This is a genomic window from Stutzerimonas sp. C6.4V, from assembly GCF_058536345.1.
Genome location: NZ_JBZUBM010000001.1, coordinates 1382506 through 1403103, shown reverse-complemented (window position 1 = coordinate 1403103; position 20598 = coordinate 1382506). Strand labels below are relative to the sequence as shown.

20 protein-coding genes and 1 pseudogene are annotated in these 20598 nt (G+C 60.8%); 15 read left to right on the top strand and 6 right to left on the bottom strand.

Features of this window, described 5'->3' with window-relative positions; translation table 11 throughout:
* Window positions 1-221: 221 nt before the first annotated feature.
* Window positions 222-1409 carry a porin gene (locus tag AC4LFW_RS06720; protein ID WP_491818415.1) on the bottom strand — a complete coding sequence of 396 codons (1188 nt, stop codon included), beginning with the start codon at window positions 1407-1409 and terminating at the stop codon, window positions 222-224.
* A 255-nt stretch (window positions 1410-1664) separates the two neighbouring features.
* A complete protein-coding gene (locus AC4LFW_RS06715) occupies window positions 1665-3440 on the bottom strand; it encodes a hypothetical protein (protein ID WP_491818414.1) in 1776 nt (591 codons plus the stop codon).
* A gap of 118 nt (window positions 3441-3558) precedes the next feature.
* On the opposite strand from AC4LFW_RS06715, the gene AC4LFW_RS06710 reads away from it, so the two are divergent.
* Complete coding sequence (locus AC4LFW_RS06710) at window positions 3559-3801, top strand: hypothetical protein (protein ID WP_491820251.1); 243 nt, start codon at window positions 3559-3561, stop codon at window positions 3799-3801.
* A gap of 27 nt (window positions 3802-3828) precedes the next feature.
* Here the strand turns inward: AC4LFW_RS06710 and AC4LFW_RS06705 are convergent.
* Window positions 3829-4176: pseudogene (locus AC4LFW_RS06705) on the bottom strand (insulinase family protein); the annotation flags it as partial.
* An 81-nt stretch (window positions 4177-4257) separates the two neighbouring features.
* A complete protein-coding gene (locus tag AC4LFW_RS06700) occupies window positions 4258-5214 on the bottom strand; it encodes a MerR family transcriptional regulator (protein ID WP_491818413.1) in 957 nt (318 codons plus the stop codon).
* A 95-nt stretch (window positions 5215-5309) separates the two neighbouring features.
* Here AC4LFW_RS06700 and AC4LFW_RS06695 point away from each other — a divergent pair, with 95 nt between their 5' ends.
* From AC4LFW_RS06695 to AC4LFW_RS06675, 5 genes are all read left to right on the top strand, one after another.
* Window positions 5310-5717: a thiol-disulfide oxidoreductase DCC family protein gene (locus tag AC4LFW_RS06695; RefSeq protein WP_491818412.1), complete on the top strand. Its 408-nt coding sequence runs from the start codon at window positions 5310-5312 to the stop codon at window positions 5715-5717.
* A 257-nt stretch (window positions 5718-5974) separates the two neighbouring features.
* Window positions 5975-6532 carry a GTP cyclohydrolase I FolE gene (gene folE, locus AC4LFW_RS06690; protein ID WP_491818411.1) on the top strand — a complete coding sequence of 186 codons (558 nt, stop codon included), beginning with the start codon at window positions 5975-5977 and terminating at the stop codon, window positions 6530-6532.
* The gene (gene folX / locus AC4LFW_RS06685) at window positions 6532-6903 is read left to right on the top strand and encodes a dihydroneopterin triphosphate 2'-epimerase (protein ID WP_491818410.1); all 372 of its coding nucleotides are present in this window, start codon (window positions 6532-6534) and stop codon (window positions 6901-6903) included. Before folE ends, folX begins: the two co-directional genes overlap by 1 nt.
* A 183-nt stretch (window positions 6904-7086) precedes the next feature.
* Window positions 7087-7533 carry a PAS domain-containing protein gene (locus AC4LFW_RS06680; RefSeq protein WP_491818409.1) on the top strand — a complete coding sequence of 149 codons (447 nt, stop codon included), beginning with the start codon at window positions 7087-7089 and terminating at the stop codon, window positions 7531-7533.
* 193 nt (window positions 7534-7726) lie between these two features.
* Complete coding sequence (locus AC4LFW_RS06675) at window positions 7727-10366, top strand: EAL domain-containing protein (RefSeq protein WP_491818408.1); 2640 nt, start codon at window positions 7727-7729, stop codon at window positions 10364-10366.
* Between the two features lie 57 nt (window positions 10367-10423).
* Here AC4LFW_RS06675 and hemH read toward each other — a convergent pair whose 3' ends face one another.
* Both hemH and AC4LFW_RS06665 read right to left on the bottom strand, forming a co-directional pair.
* Window positions 10424-11449: a ferrochelatase gene (gene hemH, locus AC4LFW_RS06670; RefSeq protein WP_491818407.1), complete on the bottom strand. Its 1026-nt coding sequence runs from the start codon at window positions 11447-11449 to the stop codon at window positions 10424-10426.
* 72 nt (window positions 11450-11521) lie between these two features.
* On the bottom strand, window positions 11522-12421 hold the full coding sequence (locus AC4LFW_RS06665; protein WP_491818406.1) for a TIGR01777 family oxidoreductase: 900 nt from the start codon (window positions 12419-12421) through the stop codon (window positions 11522-11524).
* Between the two features lie 144 nt (window positions 12422-12565).
* Between AC4LFW_RS06665 and AC4LFW_RS06660 the strand changes: the two genes are divergently transcribed.
* From AC4LFW_RS06660 to AC4LFW_RS06620, 9 genes are all read left to right on the top strand, one after another.
* On the top strand, window positions 12566-13552 hold the full coding sequence (locus AC4LFW_RS06660; RefSeq protein WP_491818405.1) for an NAD(P)/FAD-dependent oxidoreductase: 987 nt from the start codon (window positions 12566-12568) through the stop codon (window positions 13550-13552).
* A complete protein-coding gene (locus AC4LFW_RS06655; RefSeq protein ID WP_491818404.1) occupies window positions 13549-13764 on the top strand; it encodes a TIGR02450 family Trp-rich protein in 216 nt (71 codons plus the stop codon). The genes AC4LFW_RS06660 and AC4LFW_RS06655 overlap by 4 nt, the downstream gene beginning before the upstream one ends.
* A gap of 143 nt (window positions 13765-13907) precedes the next feature.
* On the top strand, window positions 13908-14870 hold the full coding sequence (locus tag AC4LFW_RS06650) for a YbgA family protein (RefSeq protein WP_491818403.1): 963 nt from the start codon (window positions 13908-13910) through the stop codon (window positions 14868-14870).
* 3 nt (window positions 14871-14873) lie between these two features.
* Window positions 14874-15815, top strand: coding sequence for a MerR family transcriptional regulator (locus AC4LFW_RS06645; protein WP_491818402.1), 942 nt, complete (start codon window positions 14874-14876; stop codon window positions 15813-15815).
* Window positions 15812-17239, top strand: coding sequence for a deoxyribodipyrimidine photo-lyase (gene phrB / locus AC4LFW_RS06640; protein ID WP_491818401.1), 1428 nt, complete (start codon window positions 15812-15814; stop codon window positions 17237-17239). Before AC4LFW_RS06645 ends, phrB begins: the two co-directional genes overlap by 4 nt.
* A gap of 180 nt (window positions 17240-17419) precedes the next feature.
* Window positions 17420-18916: a methyl-accepting chemotaxis protein gene (locus AC4LFW_RS06635; RefSeq protein ID WP_491818400.1), complete on the top strand. Its 1497-nt coding sequence runs from the start codon at window positions 17420-17422 to the stop codon at window positions 18914-18916.
* A gap of 93 nt (window positions 18917-19009) precedes the next feature.
* Window positions 19010-19771 carry an SIR2 family NAD-dependent protein deacylase gene (locus tag AC4LFW_RS06630; RefSeq protein ID WP_491818399.1) on the top strand — a complete coding sequence of 254 codons (762 nt, stop codon included), beginning with the start codon at window positions 19010-19012 and terminating at the stop codon, window positions 19769-19771.
* Window positions 19772-19917: 146 nt separating this feature from the next.
* Window positions 19918-20052 carry a hypothetical protein gene (locus tag AC4LFW_RS06625; RefSeq protein ID WP_491818398.1) on the top strand — a complete coding sequence of 45 codons (135 nt, stop codon included), beginning with the start codon at window positions 19918-19920 and terminating at the stop codon, window positions 20050-20052.
* 81 nt (window positions 20053-20133) lie between these two features.
* Window positions 20134-20514 carry a YgaP family membrane protein gene (locus tag AC4LFW_RS06620; RefSeq protein WP_491818397.1) on the top strand — a complete coding sequence of 127 codons (381 nt, stop codon included), beginning with the start codon at window positions 20134-20136 and terminating at the stop codon, window positions 20512-20514.
* Window positions 20515-20598: the final 84 nt, after the last annotated feature.

Here is a 20598-nt window from a genome sequence, read left to right as displayed (position 1 = left end):
TTCTTGATCGACCACGCACCGCACCCCATACACCGTTATCGTATGACCCCATTCTTGGGCAGGGCATAGAGCACGAAAATGCTACTTCAGTACCGGCTGCGGGCTGCCAAGGTAGCAAAGCGACGAAAGATCGCAGCCCAGCAATTTGGCCTTGCGCTGAGCGCCAAAGAAAAAAAGCGGGCGCCCCGAAAGGCGCCCGCCGATAGTTGCAGAGACGCTGCTTAGAAGCTCAACGCCGCGCCGATGGCATAGGTGCGAGTGTCTTCGTCAAGCGCATCGGTATCGCGGCCCGACAATTCGAACTGATTTACCTCGGCGACCAGTTTCAGGTTGTCGTTGATGGTGCGGAAATAAGCGATTCCACGGGTTTCGTAATCGGCAGCCGTGCCCAGGCCATTGCCATCATCCTTGGTCTTGCCGGTGGAAAGCGCGATGCGGTTCTTGCCGAAGGTATAGGAGCCCTGAAGCAGGTAGCCGTCGCTGTCCACATCGCGAAGCTGCGCTTCACCCGCGTTGTTGGTGTAGAACGGGTTGATGCCTTCGGCCTGGAACCCCGAAGCGGTCAGGGAGACCCCGGCGATCTTGGCCTGGATACCGTAGCCGATACCCTTGGAGTCGATTTCTTCCACTGTGCTGTCGGTGTTCTTCGAAGTCTGCTGCATGCCGTTCACCCAGGAATAGATCTGCGCGCCGGCGAGATCGAACTGGTAGGTGATCTCTGTTTCGAAGCGAGGGCTGTCCTGGTAGGCCTCATCCAGCGCACTGCTGGCGTCACTGGTGGTGTCCACCGGATCCATGATGCCGGCAGCGATACGCAGGCCATTCATGACCGGCGAGCGATAGGTGACCTGCGAGGTGGGAAACGGATAAGGGTAGCCGGTACCGATGTTGCCAAATGAAACGCCACCAAAGTCGACCAGTCCCAGGGTGTCGCTGACCTGGCCATAGCCGGCAAGGAATTCATCGAGGAAGATGTTGGATCGGCCAAACAGACCGAAGTCCTTGCCGAACAGCACCTCGCCCCACGCGTCATTGGACGCAGTGCCGTAGAACTGACGCACATCGATGCCGGTTTCGGTGCCGTTGGTGTCGCTGTCGTTGATCGTGACCCAGAACGAGGACCGTCCACCGATCTTCAGGTCATCTAGTTGCTTGCCGAAATTGAAGCCGATGTAGTTGGGCAGAAAGCCCATCTTCACGCGGGACTGATCCCGGTCGAATTGCTCCCCGGCGCGATCGACATCGCTGCTGACGTAGAAGGTGTTGAAGTAGCCGTCAACGGAAAACGTGGTGTCATCCTTGTCGTAAAGCTTGATCTCGGCAACGGCCGACTGGCTTAGGGTCATGGCAATGGCGCTGGCCAGGGCCAGTGGCAATAGGGTGGTTACCGCTTTCTTCTTGTTGTGCATGGCGCTCTCCGCTGATGTGACGACGGGCAGTCGTGTCGGAGCGGATTATCGAAAGCGTATCGGCAGGCTCATACGCTGCGATGGCGGCAATCTGCTACTGCTTTTGGCGGGAGTGGTGTATTGCACTCAAAGCAGGTAGCGACTGATCCGGAAGAAGCAGCGCTTAGGTCTTACACCGTTGCGCTTTGGTGGAGACAGGCGCATTTGCCCGCAAACGGAGGTGGATGAGCATCTGGCGGTTTGAATCACGAGTAATCAGGACCGGCGCAGGTCCGGCGCGGCTGCGTTGCTCAGCACAACCCAGCCACCGCTGCAGTTGCGCAGCGAGTCAAGGGCAACGGCGAGGTCATGGCAGGTCAGGGCACGCATGGCTTCTGCCACACGGTTGGGGCGGTCACGGCCATGGCCCGCCAGCTGCGTGTGCCAGGCCTGTTCGGCATGGGCCTGAAAATCAGCCTGCTCGATGACATGCCGGCGGCTCATGTCTTCCACTGTTCTGGAAAGCATTTCATCGTCTTGATCCGCCAGGGTCCCAGCGAAGTCTTCGAGGAACGCCCGGATATGTGCCTGGATCTCTTGTCCTGTCGCGGTGGGTGACTGCACACCAAAGAGCAGGCCGGGATGGCTGCCAGCCTGGTAGAAGCGGCTGAACACCACATATCCCAGCTGCAACTCGCTGCGCAAGCGCCGAAAGAACACAGCTTCCATCAATACAGCCAGCACCCGCCAGGCCGCCTCGCAGCGTGCGTCGCGTGTCGGTAGCGGGCAGAACAACAGCAACGCGGTCTCGGCCTCCGCCGCCCCGTCAACGGTATGCCAGCAATAATTCGAAGCCGGCGCCGATGATCCCAGCGCAGCCATGCCAGGTATGCCAGGGAGCGAAAGCAGGGCCTGGCTCAACGTAGCCTGTAGCCCTGACGGCAATCCCACAGCCAGCCCCTGCCAATGGGAAGCCTGCAGGTGCGCAACTAGGGTCGACCGGACTGCTGCGGCCCCCGGCCCAGCCAGTACAGCCGGCAAACGCATGAGCAGCTGGCGGATCAGCATGTTCTCGTTGCCAAGCGTGCGGGCGCGTTCGGCCAGTACCGCCCCGGCCTCTAGCGAAGCGGGAGGCAGCTCGGCCAGGAGGGGGGCGACATCGGTAAGGATCGCCGGTATCGCATCTGCATAGCCCGACAGGCCCAGGCTCCAGCGGTCGCCGAGGTCCTCGAAACGTAGCGCGACACCCGCCTGTTGAGCCGCCCAGACGTATGACGTCAGCGCATGCGAGACGGCATGCCACAGCCGGGCCGCAGGTCGCCCTTGGTCAAACTGCCAGCACAGAAACACGGCGCCCTGCCCTGCGGGATGCTCAGGCCCTTGCCAGTCAATTGCCAGGCTGCCGCTGAGCGACCCGGCTTTGGCCGAAGCGGACTGCAACCAGGGGTTGGGTGACGGGCGCTGCCAGTCCCGGTTCTTCGGCCTGGAAGGCATCGGCCGTTCAAAGGCCATGCGCAGCGGAAAACCACTGCCCTCGACGGGAGCACATGCCTTGCTGTCTGCAGTCAGCACCAGCGGACCCGCCCCTAGCATCTGTTCCAGAAGCATATGGAACGTCTGGGCTATTCGGATCTCATCGCTGTCTTCAGCCCAGGCCTGGGGCTCGATCCAATGGCGCAGCCGTGCCAGAGGCCCGGCGACCTGCAGGCTGCGCCTGCGGATGCGCAGGTACTCCGGGCGGCAGCTTTGCCAGAGCGATGCGTCAGCAAAGAAACGCAGCCAGTCGAGTATTGCCGAGACGACCTCGCCGCGGTCAGCCAGGCCCCAGTGGCTCAGACTCGCCTCGATGACGACGAGCCCCTGCCCTGCGTAGCCGTACGGCACCCTCAGCCGCAATGACTCGCACAGTCCCTGGTGACGAAGGCGCTGGAGCAAGCCGCCCGGTGCCTCGGATTCGATCCAGGTGCCGAGGTAGTCCAGTGCAGGCACGCAGTCGTCCGACAGCTCTTCGTAGGTGAACGCCAGATGCAGACTGCGGCTGCACCTGATCAAAGTGCAACCGCAGCCAGGCATCGCGTCTGCAGTGCAACGCTGGAGCCATCCGTGTTGGCGCGTCAGCTGCCTCGGGAAGACAGGCGTCAGCCCTGGTCGCGAGTCGCCGCAGCTCGGTTTGATCTTGCGGGCCGGCAAGCAGCCATTCGATTTGCCCGCACCTGTAGAAGCGTCGGTGATAGCTGCGCAGGGCCTCCTGAAACTGTTCCTCCTCGACCGGCAGGGTTTCACGATTGCCGGCGTGAAAGCCGCTGAACGGATGGCTTGTGTCGAATGCAAGGCCAAGAGCCGCGTCGCACAGCGTCCCGGCGTCCTGCCCACGCGCCATGAATTCGGCGTGCAGGACCTCGCGCTCGCGTAGCTGGTCCGCTACATCGAGCAAGGGATTGGCAAGCATGTCCAGCAATCGAAGCAGAGCCTCTTCGAATTGATCTGCCGGCACCTGGAAGAAGAAATCGGTATGACGTTCCCGGGTCGATGCGTTCAGCTGCCCACCGCAGCCCTGGACGAACGCCATGAGGCTGTCTTGCACGGCAAAGTCCCGACTGCCGAGAAACAAGAGATGCTCGAGAAAATGCGCCAGCCCCGGATATTCAGCCGGCGCATCGTGTGATCCGGCATGCACCCGTACCAGCGCCGCTGCCCTTGTGCTCGGTTGTAGAGAGAGCAACCGTATGTGCAGTCCCCTTGGCAGGGTTTCGAGCAGCGGCCGCCTGGACGGATCGATTAGCGACATAGGGATATGCTCAGGCTGGTGGATGGCAGGATCGCGCCAGGCCGACCCTGGGACAAGATTGCAGCGCAGCGGGACCCTGCGTCAGGTGTCCAGATGTCCATCGAGGAACTGCAAAAGGCGGCGTTGCATCAGTTTTCCCGCATTACCCAGACAGGCGATCGGCGAGCCGCGCAGGCCCTCCTGGGAGAATTCTGCCGCTTCTCCCGCCATCGCCAACGGGCAGTCCAGGCCAAGGGCGAGCTTGGCAAACTGGCGCAGCAACAGCGCATTTGGCGGGACGTTGGAATAGAGCACCAGGGCTCGTGGCCGGACCTTTTCACAGATCAGGGTCAGCTCATCGAGCGGTTGACCGATCGACAGCACATTGACCGCCACGCTGTCGCTCGACAGCAGCAAGCCAGCCACCAGCAGCTCCAGCTCACGGCATTGCCCAGGCACCGCAGCCAGCAGCACCCGGTCCTGCGGCTGGGCGCGGGCCAGCTGGAGCCGCTGCAGCACGCGAGCCCGCAAAAAACTATCGAGGAACAACCACTCACTGACCTGGCCAAACTCATCCTGGCGCACCAGCAACCGCTGCCATAACGGCAACAACACTTCCTGGAACACAATCGGTAGCGGGTACGTGGAAAAAATCTGTCCGTAGACCTGATCCAGACGGTTGTCGTCGAAACTGCTTACGGCACGCTGCACCTGCTCCTGCCATTCACCCCACTCGCCGGCGACCGCTTCCTGCTGTTCGGGCGGCGCAGCGGCCCGGGTCGCCGCGCTGCGTGACAGAATACTGCCAACCTTGCTTACCGCCACCCCACGCTCTGTCCAGGCCAGAATGCTGCGCACTGCCTCGACGTCTGCCATGGAATACAGGCGATGGCCACTCTCGGTGCGGGTCGGCTGGATCAGGCCATAGCGTCGCTCCCAGGCGCGCAGCGTCACGGGATTAACGCCGGTCAGGCGTGACACTTCTCGAATGGGGAACAGTTCTTCCTGTTTGAGCGACCCGGAAGAAAGCAGCTTGGAAGCACGGGCGAATTCGGTCATGACGCAGTCAGCTCATGCAAAGGAATGGGCGCATTGTAACTCAGGCCCCGCGAGCATAGGCTGTACAAAACCTCTACAAAGCGAGCTCTGTGCAAATGCATCCGAAACTGCCGCTTACCCTCTATGTCGATGGCGCCTGCCCGCTCTGCGCGCGAGAGATCATCTGGCTGCGACGCCACGCCACACCGGCTCGTCTACACCTGATGGACATCAGCGCACCTGGATTTGTCAGTGAAAGCCGATCACTGGAGCAGCTGCGCAGCAAACTGCACGCTCGCAGTGCCGATGGGCAATGGCTGACGGGGCTCGATGCGACCTACTGGAGCTGGCGCGCTGCAGGTCTTGGCCGATGGGCCGCCCCGCTGGGCTGGAAGCCACTGAGACCATTGTTTCTCCTTGGCTACTGGCTGTTCAGCAAGGCTCGCCCCCACCTCGACTGGCTTCCTCATCCCAATGGGAGCAAACGCTGCGTCGAAGGCTGCGACCTGGATCCCGAGCCTTAGCCAGCGCTGGCTGAAAGCGGCGGATGGCGTCGATCTGCCTTTCGTTGCCCGTAAGAGAGCTAACGCCTCCTCATGCAACCTGATCGATGATGGCAGAAACATGCCAAAGCGGCCCGCAATTATCTTGTACAAGGCGTTGTTCTGGTATAAGTTCTGCTCAAGTTTATTGCTGCTCAACCCCCGCTGACCGGATTCTGCCTTGCTGCGCCGACTAAGATGCGCAGCTGAGCTTCCGATGGCCAATGAAGGACCGCTCCATGAACCTGTTACCTGATCACTATCGCCAGATCCTTCTGGGTGTCGGTGAAAATCCGCAGCGCGAAGGCCTGCTCGACACACCGAAACGCGCTGCCAAAGCCATGCAGTATCTTTGCAACGGCTACGAAAAGAGTCTTGAGGAAGTAGTCAACGGCGCGCTCTTCGCCTCGGACAACGATGAGATGGTCATCGTCCGGGATATCGAGCTCTACTCGCTGTGTGAGCATCACATGCTGCCCTTCATTGGCAAGGCGCACGTCGCCTACATACCGACCGGCAAGGTGCTCGGGCTGTCCAAGATCGCTCGCATCGTCGACATGTATGCACGCCGTCTGCAGATCCAGGAAAACCTCACCCGACAGATCGCCGAGGCGATCCAGGAAGTCACCAAGGCTGCGGGCGTCGCGGTGGTCATCGAGGCCAAGCACATGTGCATGATGATGCGTGGCGTGGAAAAGCAGAACTCCATGATGAACACCTCGGTAATGCTTGGCGCGTTCCGCGAGTCGTGCACCACGCGGATGGAGTTTTTGCAGCTGATCGGTGGAGGTCGCTGATGCCCAGATTGGAACCCGGCATGGCGCGTATCCGCATCAAGGACCTGCGCCTGCGCACCTATATAGGCATCAACGAAGACGAAATCCTGAACAAGCAGGACGTGCTGATCAACCTGACCGTGTTCTACAAGGCGGTCGATGCGGTTCGCGACAACGATATAGACAACGCACTGAACTATCGGACCATCACCAAGGCGGTCATTGCACACGTCGAAGGCAATCGCTTCAGCCTGCTGGAGCGTCTCACGCAGGAAATTCTCGATCTGGTGATGAGCCGTCCCAGCGCCGAATATGCCGAAGTCGAAGTGGACAAGCCGCACGCGCTGCGCTTTGCCGAATCGGTGTCGATCACCTTGGCTGCAAGCCGCTGACTCATCAGCACGGTGGGCGGGAACCAATCCAGGGCAATGGAACGCCTGGTGCTCGGCTCAAGAGTTGCTGCCGCACGCCAGGCAACTCTGCCCCCGACAGCACATGAAAGGCAACAAAGATGCGTCGTGCCGAGGCTCTGGAAGTTGGTCTAGAATGCCGCGAAACGGACATGAGACAAGCCGATGATCAATGCCAAGCTGCTGCAACTGGTAATCGAAGCCTCCAACGACGGAATCGTGGTAGCCGAGCAGGAAGGCGACGATAACATCCTCATCTATGCCAACCCTGCGTTCCAGCGCCTTACCGGGTACTCGGTGGACGATATCCTCTATCAGGACTGCAGGTTCCTCCAGGCAGGTGACAGGGATCAGCCAGGCCTCGCCGCCATCCGCAAAGCCGTGCACAGCAACACACCCTGCCGCCAGATCATCCGTAACTACCGCAAGGACGGCAGTGCATTCTGGAACGAGCTATCGATTACGCCTGTATTCAATGAAGGCGATCAATTGACCTATTACATCGGTATCCAGAAGGACGTGACTCCCGAAGTCGAAGCAAAGCAGCGTGTCCGCGAACTCGAAGCCGAAGTAGAGCAACTTCGCCAGCAACTTGCTGCTTTGAAGCCTTGATCCTCTCGCTCCTTAAGCTGTGCCCCTTAAGCCCGGCAAATCGCGGCCGATAAGCCTTTCTCAACCTGTCGGCCCCTCACTTGCGGTTCAAAATGTCGCCTGGGGCTGCATGTGAAGCGAAAAATGCGAATAATAGCTATCTGCTATTGAATTCTCGCCAATCCGGACGGCGACAGCACCTGGATTCTCCTTCTTGACTTCCTATGCCTTCATAGAAAACGCAGCGGTGCTGCTCGCGCTCTGCTGGATGCTGTCTTTCAATGCGCGTCATTGGGGGCAGAGCGACCAATCACGAGCACACCGCATCGCGGGTCTTTGGTTCGGCTGTGCCTGCGTCGTGGGGATGCTGATGCCCATCTCTTTCGATTCGGGCGTGATCTTCGACGCGCGCAGCGTCGTGCTGAGCATGGCCGCTCTTTTTGGCGGGCCGGTAGTTGCCGGTATTGCCGGAGCGCTGGCTGGCGCTTTTCGCCTGTGGCTCGGCGGGCCCGGTGTCTGGGTCGGACTGCTCAACGTGCTGCTGCCGATTGGCCTGGGGCTGTGCTACCGGCACCTTCATCGACGGGGGCAGGTTAGCGTTGGGCCCTGGCAGCTGTTGCTGTTTGGTCTGCTGCTGCATGCGGCGGTCATCAGCTCACTGCTGCTGTTACCACCATCGCTGGTGACTGCAACCCTTGAGCAGGTGGCGCTTCCGATGTTGCTGGTCTTGCCCGCTGCGGTCATGTTGCTTGGCCTATTACTGGCAGATCTGCTCAAGCGAGACCAGATCGAACGTGCCATGCATCTCAGCGAAGCCCGCTTGCGGGCCATAACCCAGGCGGTTCCCGATGTGTTGCTGGTGCTTGACGAAGATGGACGCTTTCTCGAGGTGCTCGCCAACGAGTCCGCAATCGTTACCACCAACGGCAAGCAACTGGTAGGCAAGACCGTCGACGATGTGATGCCACCCCTGCAGGCCCAGCGCTTTCGGGATTTCATCCGGGTCACCCTGGCAAGCGATTCGCCGCAACTGATGGAGTACGCCGGGCAGATCCAGGACGGTTTGAAGGTATTCGAGGTGCGTGCACAACGGCTGGCGAAGGTGCAGACAAACAAGCCGGCAGTGGTCTGCCTGAGTCGTGACATCACTGAGCGCGCCCAGGCCGAGCAGGAACGCCGGATCGCGTCGATCGCCTTTGAATGCCAGCAAGGGATGATCATTACCGATGCAGAGAACCGCATCCTGCGAGTGAACCAGGCTTTCACCGAGATCAGCGGCTACAGCGCCGACGAAGCCATTGGTCAGGACACTCGCCTGCTCGCGTCTGGTCGGCATGACCGGGAATTCTACGAGACGATGTGGCGCAGCATTAGACAGAGTGGTGCCTGGCAGGGCGAGATCTGGAATCGGCGCAGGAGTGGCGAGATCTACCCCGAGTGGCTATCGATCAGTACGGTAATGGATACCCACGGCAAGGTTTCTCATTACGTCGCGGCATTCACTGACATTACCGAGCGCAAGGCCGCAGAGGAGCGAATCCACAATCTTGCCTTCTATGATCCGTTGAGCGGCCTCCCGAACCGCCGTCTGTTGCTCGACCGCCTTCGCCAGGCACTGACGGTCAGCGTTCGCAGCCGCCGGTTTGGGGCTTTGATGTTCATCGATCTGGACAACTTCAAGAACATCAACGATCTGCATGGACATCAGGCGGGCGATCAGCTGCTTTGTATCGCAGCCGAGCGCCTGGGAAGAGAAGTCGACGGCAGCCATACCATTGCCCGCCTCGGAGGTGACGAATTCGTGGTGATGCTCGAGGATCTGAGCGTCGAAGCCGAATATGCTGCTGCGCAGGCCGAGCAGATCGGCGATCGAATCCTGTCGACGCTCAGCCAACCCTATAGCCTCGGTTCACTGCTGCTGCATAGCAGCGCCAGTATCGGCGTGGTGCTGTTCGGCGCCGACGACGGCGATGCCGAAGAGCTAATGAAGCGCGCCGACATGTCCATGTACGAAGCCAAACAAGCGGGCAAGAATGCCGTGCGCTTCTTCGACCCTCGCATGCAGCGGGCGGTGCAGGAACGGTTGAACCTTGAAGACGAGATGCGCCACGGACTCGAAGCCGGTGAGTTCGTGCTTCACTTCCAGCCACAGATACAACGACGCAGGGGCCTTGTCGGCGCCGAGGTGCTGGTACGCTGGCAGCACCCCCAGCGAGGCCTTCTCGCTCCCGCTCAGTTCATCGGCCCGGCGGAACAGGCGGGACTGATCGAAGCGCTTGACTTCGAAGTGCTGACGCAAGCCTGCGGACAGCTCGCCAGATGGGCCCGACAGCCACGGCGGGCCAAGCTGACACTGGCAGTCAACCTCAGCGCCAGCCTTCTGTACCAGGCCGACTTCGTGGCGCGATTGCTCGAATTGCTTGAACGCACAGGCGCCAACCCTCGCCTGCTGAAGCTCGAGATCACCGAGTCACTGCTGCTCGACGACATGGATGAAGCCATTGTCCGGATGAACAGCCTCAAACAGCACGGCATTCGCTTTTCCATCGACGATTTCGGCACCGGCTATTCCTCCATGGCCTATCTGCAGCGACTGCCACTTGACCAGCTGAAGATCGATCAGTCCTTTGTCCGCAAGCTGGTCGAGGACGCCAGCAGCCAGACCATCATTCGCGCCACCTGCGCGCTCGCCGCGGGCCTGAACCTCGAAGTCATCGCCGAAGGTGTCGAAACGGAAGGCCAGCGCTTGCTGCTGCTGGCAAACGGCTGCGAAATGTTCCAGGGCTACCTGTTCAGTCGCCCTGTCCCGCTTGCCGAGTTCGAAGCGCTGGATTTTGAGGTGGCGCTGGCCTGATCCAGGCGAACGATGCCGCAGTCCTTACCGGCTACTCATGGCAACTCAAAACTGCGATCACAGTGCCTGCGGCGCTCGGCGGCAAAGCGTGGCGAGTGCCTGGACCCAGTGTTCATGGGTGTTCAGACAGGGGATCAGTTGCAGCTCCTGGCCACCTGCCTCAACGAACTGTTCACGGCCACGGTCGCCGATCTCTTCCAGTGTTTCGATGCAGTCGGCAACGAAAGCCGGGCACATCACCAGCAGCTTTTTCACCCCCTTGGCCGCCAGTTCCTCAAGACGCGCTTCGGTGTAGGGTTCGATCCACTTGGCACGGCCCAGACGCGACTGGAAAGACACAGACCATTGCTCCGGCGACAGCCCGGCGCGTTCGGCAAAGGCCGCAGCGCTCTGAATGCACTGAGCGCGATAACAGCTTGCCAACACGGCACCTTCTGCGCGCTGGCAGCAATCGGTGGTTTTCAAGCAGTGCGAACCGGTTGGATCAGTCTTGTGCAGGTGACGTTCGGGCAGCCCGTGAAAGCTCAATAGCAAATGGTCGAAGGGTTGCGCGAGGTATGGCTTGACACTTTCAACCAGCGCGTCGATGTATTCCGGCTGGTCGAAAAACGGCTGCAGTATCGACAACTGGATGTCCAGACGCTTGTCGCGGATCACCCGGCGCGCCTCTTCGATTACTGTCGTGGTGGTGCTGTCCGCGAACTGGGGATACAGCGGCGCAAGCGTGACCTGCCGGATGCCCTGCCCCGCCAGTTTGAGCAAAGCCCTCTCGATGGACAGTTCGCCATAGCGCATCGCCAGCTCTACAGGGTCTTCTTTCCAAAGGGGACGGACCGCATCGGTCAGGCGCTGACTGAGCACGACCAGCGGAGATCCTTCCGGCCACCAGATCGACGCATAGGCGTGGGCGGACTGTTCGGGGCGTTTGATCAGGATCAGCGACACCAGCAGCCGGCGCAGCGGCCAAGGCAGATCGATGACGTACGGGTCCATCAGAAACTGGTTGAGATAGCGGCGCACATCGGCCACTTCAGTGGAGGCCGGTGAACCCAGATTGACCAACAACAACGCCTGCTCGGACATGCACATTCCTGACTACTTGATTAAAGGATCGCGCCGCAACGGGTTGCAGGCGGCGCCATTTTCACACAGCCGCTACGCTTTGCGCAGATCCGCCAGGGCTGCGTCGAGTGTGACGAAGCGGAACGCGTAACCGGCGGCCTGCAGCCGCAGCGGGACGGCTTTCTGTCCACCGAGAATCAAGCCCGATAGCTCGCCCAGGCCGACCTTGAGGGCCAGCGCCGGCACCGGCAGAAACGCCGGGCGCCCAAGACTGCGCGCAAAAGCCTTGGCAAACTCGGCATTGCGAACGGGTTCCGGTGAGCACGCATTGTAGGGGCCGCCTGCGCCCGGCTGCTGCAACAGAAAATCTATCACCCCGATCTGATCATCGATGTGGATCCAGGGCATCCATTGCCGACCATCTCCCTGTCGCCCGCCCAGGCCAAGCGCAAAGAGCGGCTTGAGGCGCTGGAGAAAGCCGCCTTGCCGAGCCAGCACCAGGCCGGTGCGGATCAGTGCTACCCGGGTCCCGAACTGCTCGGCACGCAGCGCGCTTTGCTCCCAGGCCTGGCAAAGCTGGCTGGCGAAATCGCTGCTGGCAGGGCTGTCATCCTCGGTGAGCTCGCGCTGCCCTCCATCGCCATACCAGCCGACGGCCGAACCGGAAATCAACAGTCCTGGCTTCTCGTTTCGTTGCGCCATCCATTCGACCAGCCTGTCGGTCAAAGCGACGCGGCTATTCCAGAGCACGTCCCGGCGTGATCTTGTCCACGGCCTGTCGGCAATAGGCGCACCGGCCAGGTTGATGACCGCATCCAGAGGCACCTGGTCAAGCTCGTGCAGCGCCGCTACGCCCTGCACCTTAGGGCCGCACAGTTTCGCCACCTTTTCCGGTGCGCGGCTCCAGACCCAGAGGCTATGCCCCTGCGCCAGCCAGTGCTTGCACAATTCTCGCCCGATCAGGCCAGTTCCGCCGGTGATAAGAATGTTCATGGTACGGCCTCGTATGGCTTGCTGAGCTGGCTCGTGTCGAGCAGGCCAGCCGGAGGTTATCGATGTTACGCCTATACATATCTAAAATCTTGTATAGGTTTGTACTTCAAGCGTAGCCTATGGGCAACCCCACATGAGGCAGCCATGAAAAACCTCCCCATCGCCATTATCGGTGCCGGCATGGCCGGTCTATCCGCCGCAACCAGCCTTCACTCTGCCGGACAGAAGGTGCATCTGTTCGACAAAAGCCGCGGCAGCGGCGGACGCATGGCCAGCAAGCGCAACGAATCTGGCTCACTGGACCTGGGGGCGAAGTTTTTCAAAGCCTCTGATGCAGGTTTCGCGGCGATGCTGGAAGACTGGCACTCCAGTGGCTGGATCGCCCCGTGGACGCCCCGTTTGTACAACTACCGGGACGGGGCGTGCAGCGCGGCGGCAAAGGATCCTTTGACCTGGGTAGGCTCACCACGCATGAGTGCCGTGACACGAGGTTTGCTGGGAGAACTTCCCGCGACCTTCAACTGCCGCATCACTGAAGTCATACGCGGCGATCGACACTGGCAATTGCTAGATGCCGAGGGTTCCAGCCATGGGCCTTTCAGCCAGGTCATCGTCGCCACCCCGGCGCCTCAGGCAGCTGGATTGCTGTCAGCCAGCCCTCGTCTGGCCGCTATCGCCGCAAGCGTCAGCATGGAGCCGACCTGGGCTGTCGCGGCAGGCTTCGGTACGCCCTTGTCGTTCACCGGTGACTGCATCGAAGCATCCGAAGGCGCCCTCCTCTGGGCCTTGCGCAACAGCTCCAAGCCTGGCCGGGACGATGCGCTTGATACCTGGGTTCTACAGGCCAACCACAGCTGGACACGGCAGCATCTCGACTCGCCCAAGGAGCAGATCATCGAGCAGCTGCTGAACGCATTTGCCGAGATAATCGGCACTCCCCTGCCGGCACCTCGGTTCACGCTTGCCCATCGCTGGCTTTATGCCCAGCCGACCCAGGCGCACCTCTGGCAAAACCTGGCGTCACCCGAAACGGGCCTGTACGCATGCGGTGATTGGTGCCTCTCGGGCAGCGTCGAGGACGCCTGGCTAAGCGGCCAGGCCGCAGCCCGTCAACTGCTGGAACACTTATGAACCGGTTCAACCCCAACAAGCTGTTGCTGTCGAAATGGACTGCCGCATTACCAACGAACAAGGAAAAGCATTTTCTCGTCACCGAACTGCTGCATGACGAGCTCGGAACGTTGCTGCAAGTCGAGCTGCAAGCCGTCCACAGCCGGCGCAGTGAGTGGGTGGACTGGCGCATCCTGCGCGACGATCAGCAATGGTTGCTAGGCTGGCGCTAGTCAGCGCCCCCATTACTGTACAAACCAGGGTAAAAGGCATAGCTACCTGTACATCGCTATTGACTTGTACAAGTTAACATCTAATATGGCCTCATGTTGTACAGGTTATCGTTCCTGTACAAGTCAGCATAGAGGTCAACCCCATGCCCCACACCTCCCGCTCCCCTATAAAGGTCGGCATCAGCGCCTGCCTGCTCGGCAATCCGGTGCGGTTCAATGGCGGCCACAAAGAGTCACGACTGTGCAGCGAGACCCTGGCCAGGCATTTCGAGTTCGTGCCGGTTTGTCCGGAGGTTGCCATTGGTCTGGGTACGCCACGCGAACCGATCCGCCTGGTAGGTGATCCCGATTACCCACGCGCCGTCGGCACCGTGCACCCTGAACTGGATGTCAGTGAGGCGCTGACCGCGTATGGCAAGCAAATCGCTACCGAGCTGCAGGACATCAGTGGCTACATCCTCATGCAGAAATCACCTTCCTGCGGCATGGAGCGCGTGAAGGTCTATCAGGCCAATGGGCATCCCATCGAAGGCGGTGGCACCGGTCTCTTTGCCCATGCATTGATGCAGGCGCGCCCTGACCTGCCCATCGAAGAGGACGGCCGGCTCAACGACCCGGTTCTGCGGGAAAATTTTCTTACCCGGATCTTCGCCTATGCCGAATGGCAGCGGTTGCTCGAAGCAGGCATGACACGCAAGGCGCTGGTGGAGTTTCACTCGCGCTACAAGTACCAGCTGATGGCGACCGATCCGGTGCAATACAAGGCGCTTGGTCGGCTGGTGGCAACCGTGGGCAACAAACCGCTGGACGATTTCGCACCTTCCTATTTCAGTCAGCTGATGGCCGCGCTCAGGAAAACGGCTTCGCGCGGTACCCATAGCAACGTTCTGCAGCATCTGAGCGGCTATCTGAAGAACGACCTTTGTGGCGAAGACAAGCAGGAGCTGCAGCGCCTCATCAGCCAGTACCGCCAGGGCATCGTTCCGCTCGTCGTGCCGATGACCTTGCTCAAGCATCATTTCCGCCGCCATCCCGATCGCTACGTGGCCAACCAGGTATATCTGCAGCCGCATCCCGAAGACCTCAGCCTGCGCAACGGCATTTGATACATGACCCAAATCATTGATGACGATCTTGACGCCACAGGCTTGAACGGCTGGGTACCAATCCGAGATGTGGCGCGTCTGACCGGGGTAAACCCGGTTACGCTCCGAGCATGGGAACGCCGCTATGGCCTGATCGTGCCTCGCCGTACGCCCAAGGGGCACCGTCTGTATGACGAGAGCCACATCCAGCGCATCCACAATATTCTGAGCTGGCTCAACCGCGGCGTTGCGGTCGGCCAGGTCAAGCAGCTGCTCGACGCCCGGCAGACTATCACCCTGGCCGAGCACAATCAGTGGGCCGGTCTGCATGACCAGATGCTCGAAGCCATCGCTGGGCTCGCTGAGCGCCAGCTCGACGACTGCTTCAATCGCGCCCTGTCGCTATACCCGCCCCGCACGCTGTGCAAGCACCTGTTGCTGCCGCTGCTGGTGAACCTCGAGCAGCGCTGGAGCAACCAGTTCGGAGCGGATCTGGAACGCGGGCTGTTCGATTCCTGGCTGCGCACCAAGCTGGGAACTCGTCTGTACCACAGCAATCGACAGCACCCGGGCGCGCCGCTGCTGATGGTGAGCCTGTGCGACCAGCGCTTCGAGCCCGGGCTGTGGCTTTGTGCCTGGCTCGCCTCCAGTGCCGGCTGTCCGGTCGAGGTCATCGAATGGCCGGTGCCGATTGCGCAGCTGCCGCTGGCGCTGGAACGTATCGCCCCCCGGGGCCTGCTGCTCTATGCCAGCCAGTCGCTGGACAGTGGTTACCTTAAACGTCAGCTTCCGCGACTGACCGATCCGGACGCCATGCCCCTGCTGCTGGTTGGCCCTGCCGCGAGCATCCACCAATCCGAGTTGCGCGACATTGCCGGCCTGACCCTCGCTGTCGATCCGCTTGCTGCGCTCGAAGCGCTGCAGGCCAGCGCGGTGCTCGACGGACCTAAAGGTTACCTCGAATGAATCAGCTGGTTTGGTTGCGAACCGATTTGCGCGTCACCGACAACACGGCCCTGACCGCAGCCATGAACGCAGGCCCAACCCTTGCGCTCTATCTGATCACGCCCGGCCAGTGGCTGGCTCATGACGACGCGGCCTGCAAGGTGGATTTCTGGCTGCGCAATCTGGCCGAACTGTCGGCACGTCTCGCCGAGCTGAACGTGCCGCTGCTGATTCGCTACATCGAAGATTGGCAAGCCGCACCCACCGAGATCAGCGATCTGTGCCGCACCCATGGCATCGCTGCGGTGCACGTCAACGATGAATATGGCGTCAACGAACAACGTCGCGACGAGGCCGTAGCGTTGGCGCTCAGGCAGACATCCTCCACTCTGCGCCGTCACCTTGATCAGTTGCTGTTCGCTCCAGGCTCGATCACCACCCTGTCAGGCGGCTATTTCAAGGTCTTCAGCCAGTTTCGCAAGGTCTGCCATGCGCGACTGAACCACTCGCTTCCGGCTTGCTTACCCGTTCCGCCGCGCCAGGCTTCGCTGTCCATCGCCAGCGATCCGGTGCCAACGACTGTCCGGGGTTTTGCTCCACCGGATGACTATTTACGCTCCCTGTGGCCAGCCGGCGAATCCTTCGCCCGCAAGCGCCTGGCTATATTCGCTGAGGATGATCTGGACGACTACCAGCAGCGTCGCGATTTTCCGGCTGAGCCCGGCACCAGCCAGCTTTCCGCCTATCTGACAGCTGGCGTGGTCTCGCCGAGGCAATGCCTTCATGCGGCGCTGTCAGCGAATCAGGGGGAGCTGGAGAGCGGCAGCCCCGGTGCGGTTACCTGGATCAATGAACTGCTGTGGCGCGAGTTCTACAAACACATCCTCGTGGGGTATCCCTGGGTATCCATGGGGCGGGCGTTTCGCCGTGAGACCGAAGCGCTTCCGTGGCGCCATGCTCCGGATGAGCTGGCGGCCTGGCAGCAGGGGCGCACCGGATTTCCGATCATCGACGCGGCGATGCGTCAGCTATTGGCCACCGGATGGATGCACAATCGTTTGCGCATGATCACCGCCATGTTTCTCAGCAAGAACCTGTTAATCGACTGGCGCGAAGGTGAGCGCTGGTTCATGCAGCATCTGATCGACGGAGATCTGGCAGCCAACAACGGTGGTTGGCAGTGGAGCGCTTCAACCGGAACCGACTCGGTACCCTACTTCCGCCTGTTCAACCCGCTCAGCCAGTCGTCACGCTTCGATCCCGAAGGCATATTCCTGCGCCGGTGGTTGCCGGAGTTAGTCAACCTCGACAAGCGCGATATCCATAGCCCGACGAAACTCAACGACCTCTTCGCAACGGTTGATTACCCGCCGCCGATGACCGATCTGTCGATGAGCCGCGAACGTGCCCTGTCGGCGTTCCGGAATCTGGGCGAGGCTCCGTGAGCCTCGCCCCGCACCAGCCAAACCCTTCGTTTGAATCAAGCGGCGCGCCCTGAGCCAGGCATATCCAACAGGCCTAGCCTGTCCGTATTCGGCATCGTCTGATTCAGACAGGTGGTGTGCGCCGCATGAACAGACCAGCCGATATACCAATGCACGCCAACGTGCCCTTCGAGATAACCCATGAGCAACGTCACCTCCACCCTGCAGGACCATTACCGCAAAGCCGACCGGATCATGCTGGGCGTTCTGTGGTTTCTTGTTGCTTACGCATTCGCTGTTGCAGGGTTCAGTGGAACCTGGGCGCAGGCAGCCATCATGGGTGGCGGCACGGCGCTGGCGATGACTGCGCTTCACGCACTGATTGCTGGTAAACGCCTGATGCGATGCTTGATCGGCGCTGCGTTCATGGTGATGGCCGCCCTGCATATCAACCAGCAGCACGGCATGCTTGAAATGCACTTCGGCATCTTTGCCCTGCTGGCCTTTCTTGTCTACTACCGCGACTGGTTGCCGATCGTGGTAGCTGCAGGAACCATCGCGGTCCATCATCTGGCCTTCTTCGCGCTGCAGCAGCAAAGCGCTGGTGTGTTCCTCATGCCGCAAGGCGACTGGGGTGAGGTGTTCCTGCATGCATTTTATGTGGTGCTGGAAAGCGCCATCCTCGTCTACCTGGCAGTGCGAGCCAATGCGGAAGCCCGTGAAGGTGAGGCGCTCCTGGGTACCGCAGCCGAAATCACCCGCAATCCGGATAGGATCGATCTGCATCAACGCTGTCCCGGCAGCGGGCCGGTCGGCGATCGGTTCAATCACGTGCTCGACCAGCTCGCTGAACTGGTTGGCGCCGTGGTTGGTGACGCCCGAGGGCTCGAAGACACCGCGGGCAACCTGAGCAGGGCGACCCGGCATGTCCGCGACGGTGCCGATCGCCAATTGGGCGAAACGGCGCAGATGACCGATGCCATGCAGCAGATGTCTTCTGCAATCGAAGAAGTCGCCGGCAATGCCGACCGGGCGGCCCAGGCCGCGCAGGCAGCCAATGCCAAGGCAGGCGAAGGCCGGGCAACAGTCGCCGCCAGCCGGGAGGAGATCACACTGCTTGCGCATCGCATCGATGGTACGAACGAGGTGATGCAGGATCTGGCCATGCAATCAGAGCAGATCGGTCGCGTACTGGAAGTGATCCGCAGCATCGCCGAACAAACCAACCTGTTGGCGCTTAACGCCGCCATTGAAGCTGCACGGGCCGGCGAGCAAGGTCGCGGCTTCGCCGTGGTTGCCGATGAGGTGCGAAATCTGGCCCAGAAGACTGCCACTTCAACGAGCGAAATCCAGGCCATCATCAGTCGCCTGCAGCAGAGCAGCCGTAAGGCTGCCGATTCGATGCAGGACAGCCGTCAGAGCGTTGCTCGCTGCGTCAGCGACAGCCAGCAGACCACTGCTCTTCTGGAGTCGATGGCTCATGAAATCGAAGCCATCAGTCGTATGAACGAGCTTATTGCGGCAGCCACCCATGAGCAGACCGCCGTCTCGGCTGATATAGCCAGCCATCTGCGGAGCGTCCAGCAGATCGCTGAGCAGAACGCCGTTAATGCCAACCAGCTGGACCAGGACAGCAATGGTTTGAACAGTCTGGCTTCACGTCTCGGAACTTTGAGCGGCCGTTTCGCGGTCAGCTGATCGTGACGCCTGAATGAGTGTCGGACCCAGAACGCTGGTTCTCAATCGTATCGAATGCTATTTGTGGGCTTTGCCGCCGGACGGAGTCCTCCCATGATGCCAGCCTCACTCATCGCATCCCTTCGCACCGCAAGTCATATCGCGGTTTTCACAGGAGCGGGCGTATCGGCCGAGAGCGGCATCGCGACTTTTCGTGATTCGCTCACCGGGCTCTGGGAGCGGTTCGACGCCGCATCGCTCGCCACACCGGAAGCATTCCAGGCCGACCCGGCACTGGTCTGGGGCTGGTATGAATGGCGGCGTATGCAGGTGCTACAGGCGCAGCCCAATCCCGCTCATCAGGCCATCGCCGAACTGGCCCGGCATGTACCTCGCCTGACCCTGATCACCCAGAATGTGGACGACCTGCATGAGCGCGCCGGCAGCCCGGGCGTCATCCATCTGCACGGCAGCCTCCATACGCCTCGCTGTTTCCGATGCGGGAAGGCCCCGGCAACGTCTTTGGGCACACCGGACGAACCAGAAGGTGGTCGCCGCCTGGAGCCGCCGCGCTGTTCGGCGTGCGAGGGGCCATTGCGTCCAGGGGTGGTCTGGTTTGGCGAAAGCCTTCCTGTCGATGCCTTGAACGCTGCCTACGAAGCAGCGAGGGATTGTGATGTCTTGCTCTCGGTCGGCACTTCAGGAGTGGTCTACCCGGCGGCTGAAGTTCCGGAACTGGCCTGGCGTGCCGGTGCAACCGTGGTGCACGTCAATCCGCAACCACAGACAAGCCACAGGCAACGGGAGTTCGCTCTGGTTGGGCCTGCGGGAGAGCAGCTTCCCGACCTGGTTAACCAGGCCTTCAAAATAAGCTGAGCAACGGCGGTTGGGCAGAACACACCGGTTGATCGGGCTGATGACTGCTTCGGTCACCCTCGCAAGGCGTAGGCGATGAGCTGTCTAGAACGAATCAACGAATCCTGTTGCCCAACGGCATACATACATACATAGCGAGGTCGATCATGAATACCAACGAAACACACCCAGACGAAGAACCAACCCCTCCGGATTACGACGAATATGGCGATGTGCCGGACTCAGGCGACACCTCTGGTACCGATGAACGCGAGGATTACAGTGAAAGCCCCCTGGGGTGATCCTATGTCATAAGGCAGGCCAGACATCCCACGCGTTCTATGACGCTGCGGCAGAGGAACATTCACCGAGGAGCAATCGTCATGAATCCACTGATCGATAAGACCAGGTCACAGAACGTCCACGGCTGGGAGCGCGCCGCATCGCTTGCGGGCGGTCTGATGCTGTTGCGTAAAGGCATGCGTCGTGGTGGGCTGAGCGGCATGCTGCAGCTGGCATTGGGCGGGATGGCTCTTGCGCGAGGCGTCAGCGGGCGCTGCGAGGCGAAGCGAATGTTGACCGCCAGTCAACCTGAGCAGCGGCAGCGGTCACGGTCCGATGCCATGGAAAAACAACGTTACGCCCATATGCCTCTCGACTCGGAAGTGCACAGCCCCGATTTCGATGAGCCAGCTGTCACCCTGCCAGATACCACACCCATGGGCCACGAAACGCACCCTGCTGAGCGCACCGAAACGCGCTGACCGGGCAAATGCCCGCGCCGACCGCACTGCTCCTTCTCTACGAAATGCTATTGGAGCTGTCAGAGTCCAAAGCGTGCTCTTGGA

Excerpts from the sequence above, each read along its gene's own strand:
- AC4LFW_RS06630 (WP_491818399.1), top strand. The coding sequence starts at position 19,010 with ATGATGCCAGCCTCACTCATCGCATCCCTTCGCACCGCAAGTCATATC.
- AC4LFW_RS06720 (WP_491818415.1), bottom strand. The coding sequence starts at position 1,409 with ATGCACAACAAGAAGAAAGCGGTAACCACCCTATTGCCACTGGCCCTG.
- AC4LFW_RS06650 (WP_491818403.1), top strand. The coding sequence starts at position 13,908 with ATGCCCCACACCTCCCGCTCCCCTATAAAGGTCGGCATCAGCGCCTGC.
- AC4LFW_RS06660 (WP_491818405.1), top strand. The coding sequence starts at position 12,566 with ATGAAAAACCTCCCCATCGCCATTATCGGTGCCGGCATGGCCGGTCTA.
- AC4LFW_RS06665 (WP_491818406.1), bottom strand. The coding sequence starts at position 12,421 with ATGAACATTCTTATCACCGGCGGAACTGGCCTGATCGGGCGAGAATTG.
- AC4LFW_RS06645 (WP_491818402.1), top strand. The coding sequence starts at position 14,874 with ATGACCCAAATCATTGATGACGATCTTGACGCCACAGGCTTGAACGGC.
- phrB (WP_491818401.1), top strand. The coding sequence starts at position 15,812 with ATGAATCAGCTGGTTTGGTTGCGAACCGATTTGCGCGTCACCGACAAC.
- AC4LFW_RS06625 (WP_491818398.1), top strand. The coding sequence starts at position 19,918 with ATGAATACCAACGAAACACACCCAGACGAAGAACCAACCCCTCCGGAT.
- AC4LFW_RS06680 (WP_491818409.1), top strand. The coding sequence starts at position 7,087 with ATGATCAATGCCAAGCTGCTGCAACTGGTAATCGAAGCCTCCAACGAC.
- AC4LFW_RS06700 (WP_491818413.1), bottom strand. The coding sequence starts at position 5,214 with ATGACCGAATTCGCCCGTGCTTCCAAGCTGCTTTCTTCCGGGTCGCTC.
- hemH (WP_491818407.1), bottom strand. The coding sequence starts at position 11,449 with ATGTCCGAGCAGGCGTTGTTGTTGGTCAATCTGGGTTCACCGGCCTCC.
- AC4LFW_RS06620 (WP_491818397.1), top strand. The coding sequence starts at position 20,134 with ATGAATCCACTGATCGATAAGACCAGGTCACAGAACGTCCACGGCTGG.
- AC4LFW_RS06695 (WP_491818412.1), top strand. The coding sequence starts at position 5,310 with ATGCATCCGAAACTGCCGCTTACCCTCTATGTCGATGGCGCCTGCCCG.
- AC4LFW_RS06655 (WP_491818404.1), top strand. The coding sequence starts at position 13,549 with ATGAACCGGTTCAACCCCAACAAGCTGTTGCTGTCGAAATGGACTGCC.
- folX (WP_491818410.1), top strand. The coding sequence starts at position 6,532 with ATGCCCAGATTGGAACCCGGCATGGCGCGTATCCGCATCAAGGACCTG.
- AC4LFW_RS06635 (WP_491818400.1), top strand. The coding sequence starts at position 17,420 with ATGAGCAACGTCACCTCCACCCTGCAGGACCATTACCGCAAAGCCGAC.
- folE (WP_491818411.1), top strand. The coding sequence starts at position 5,975 with ATGAACCTGTTACCTGATCACTATCGCCAGATCCTTCTGGGTGTCGGT.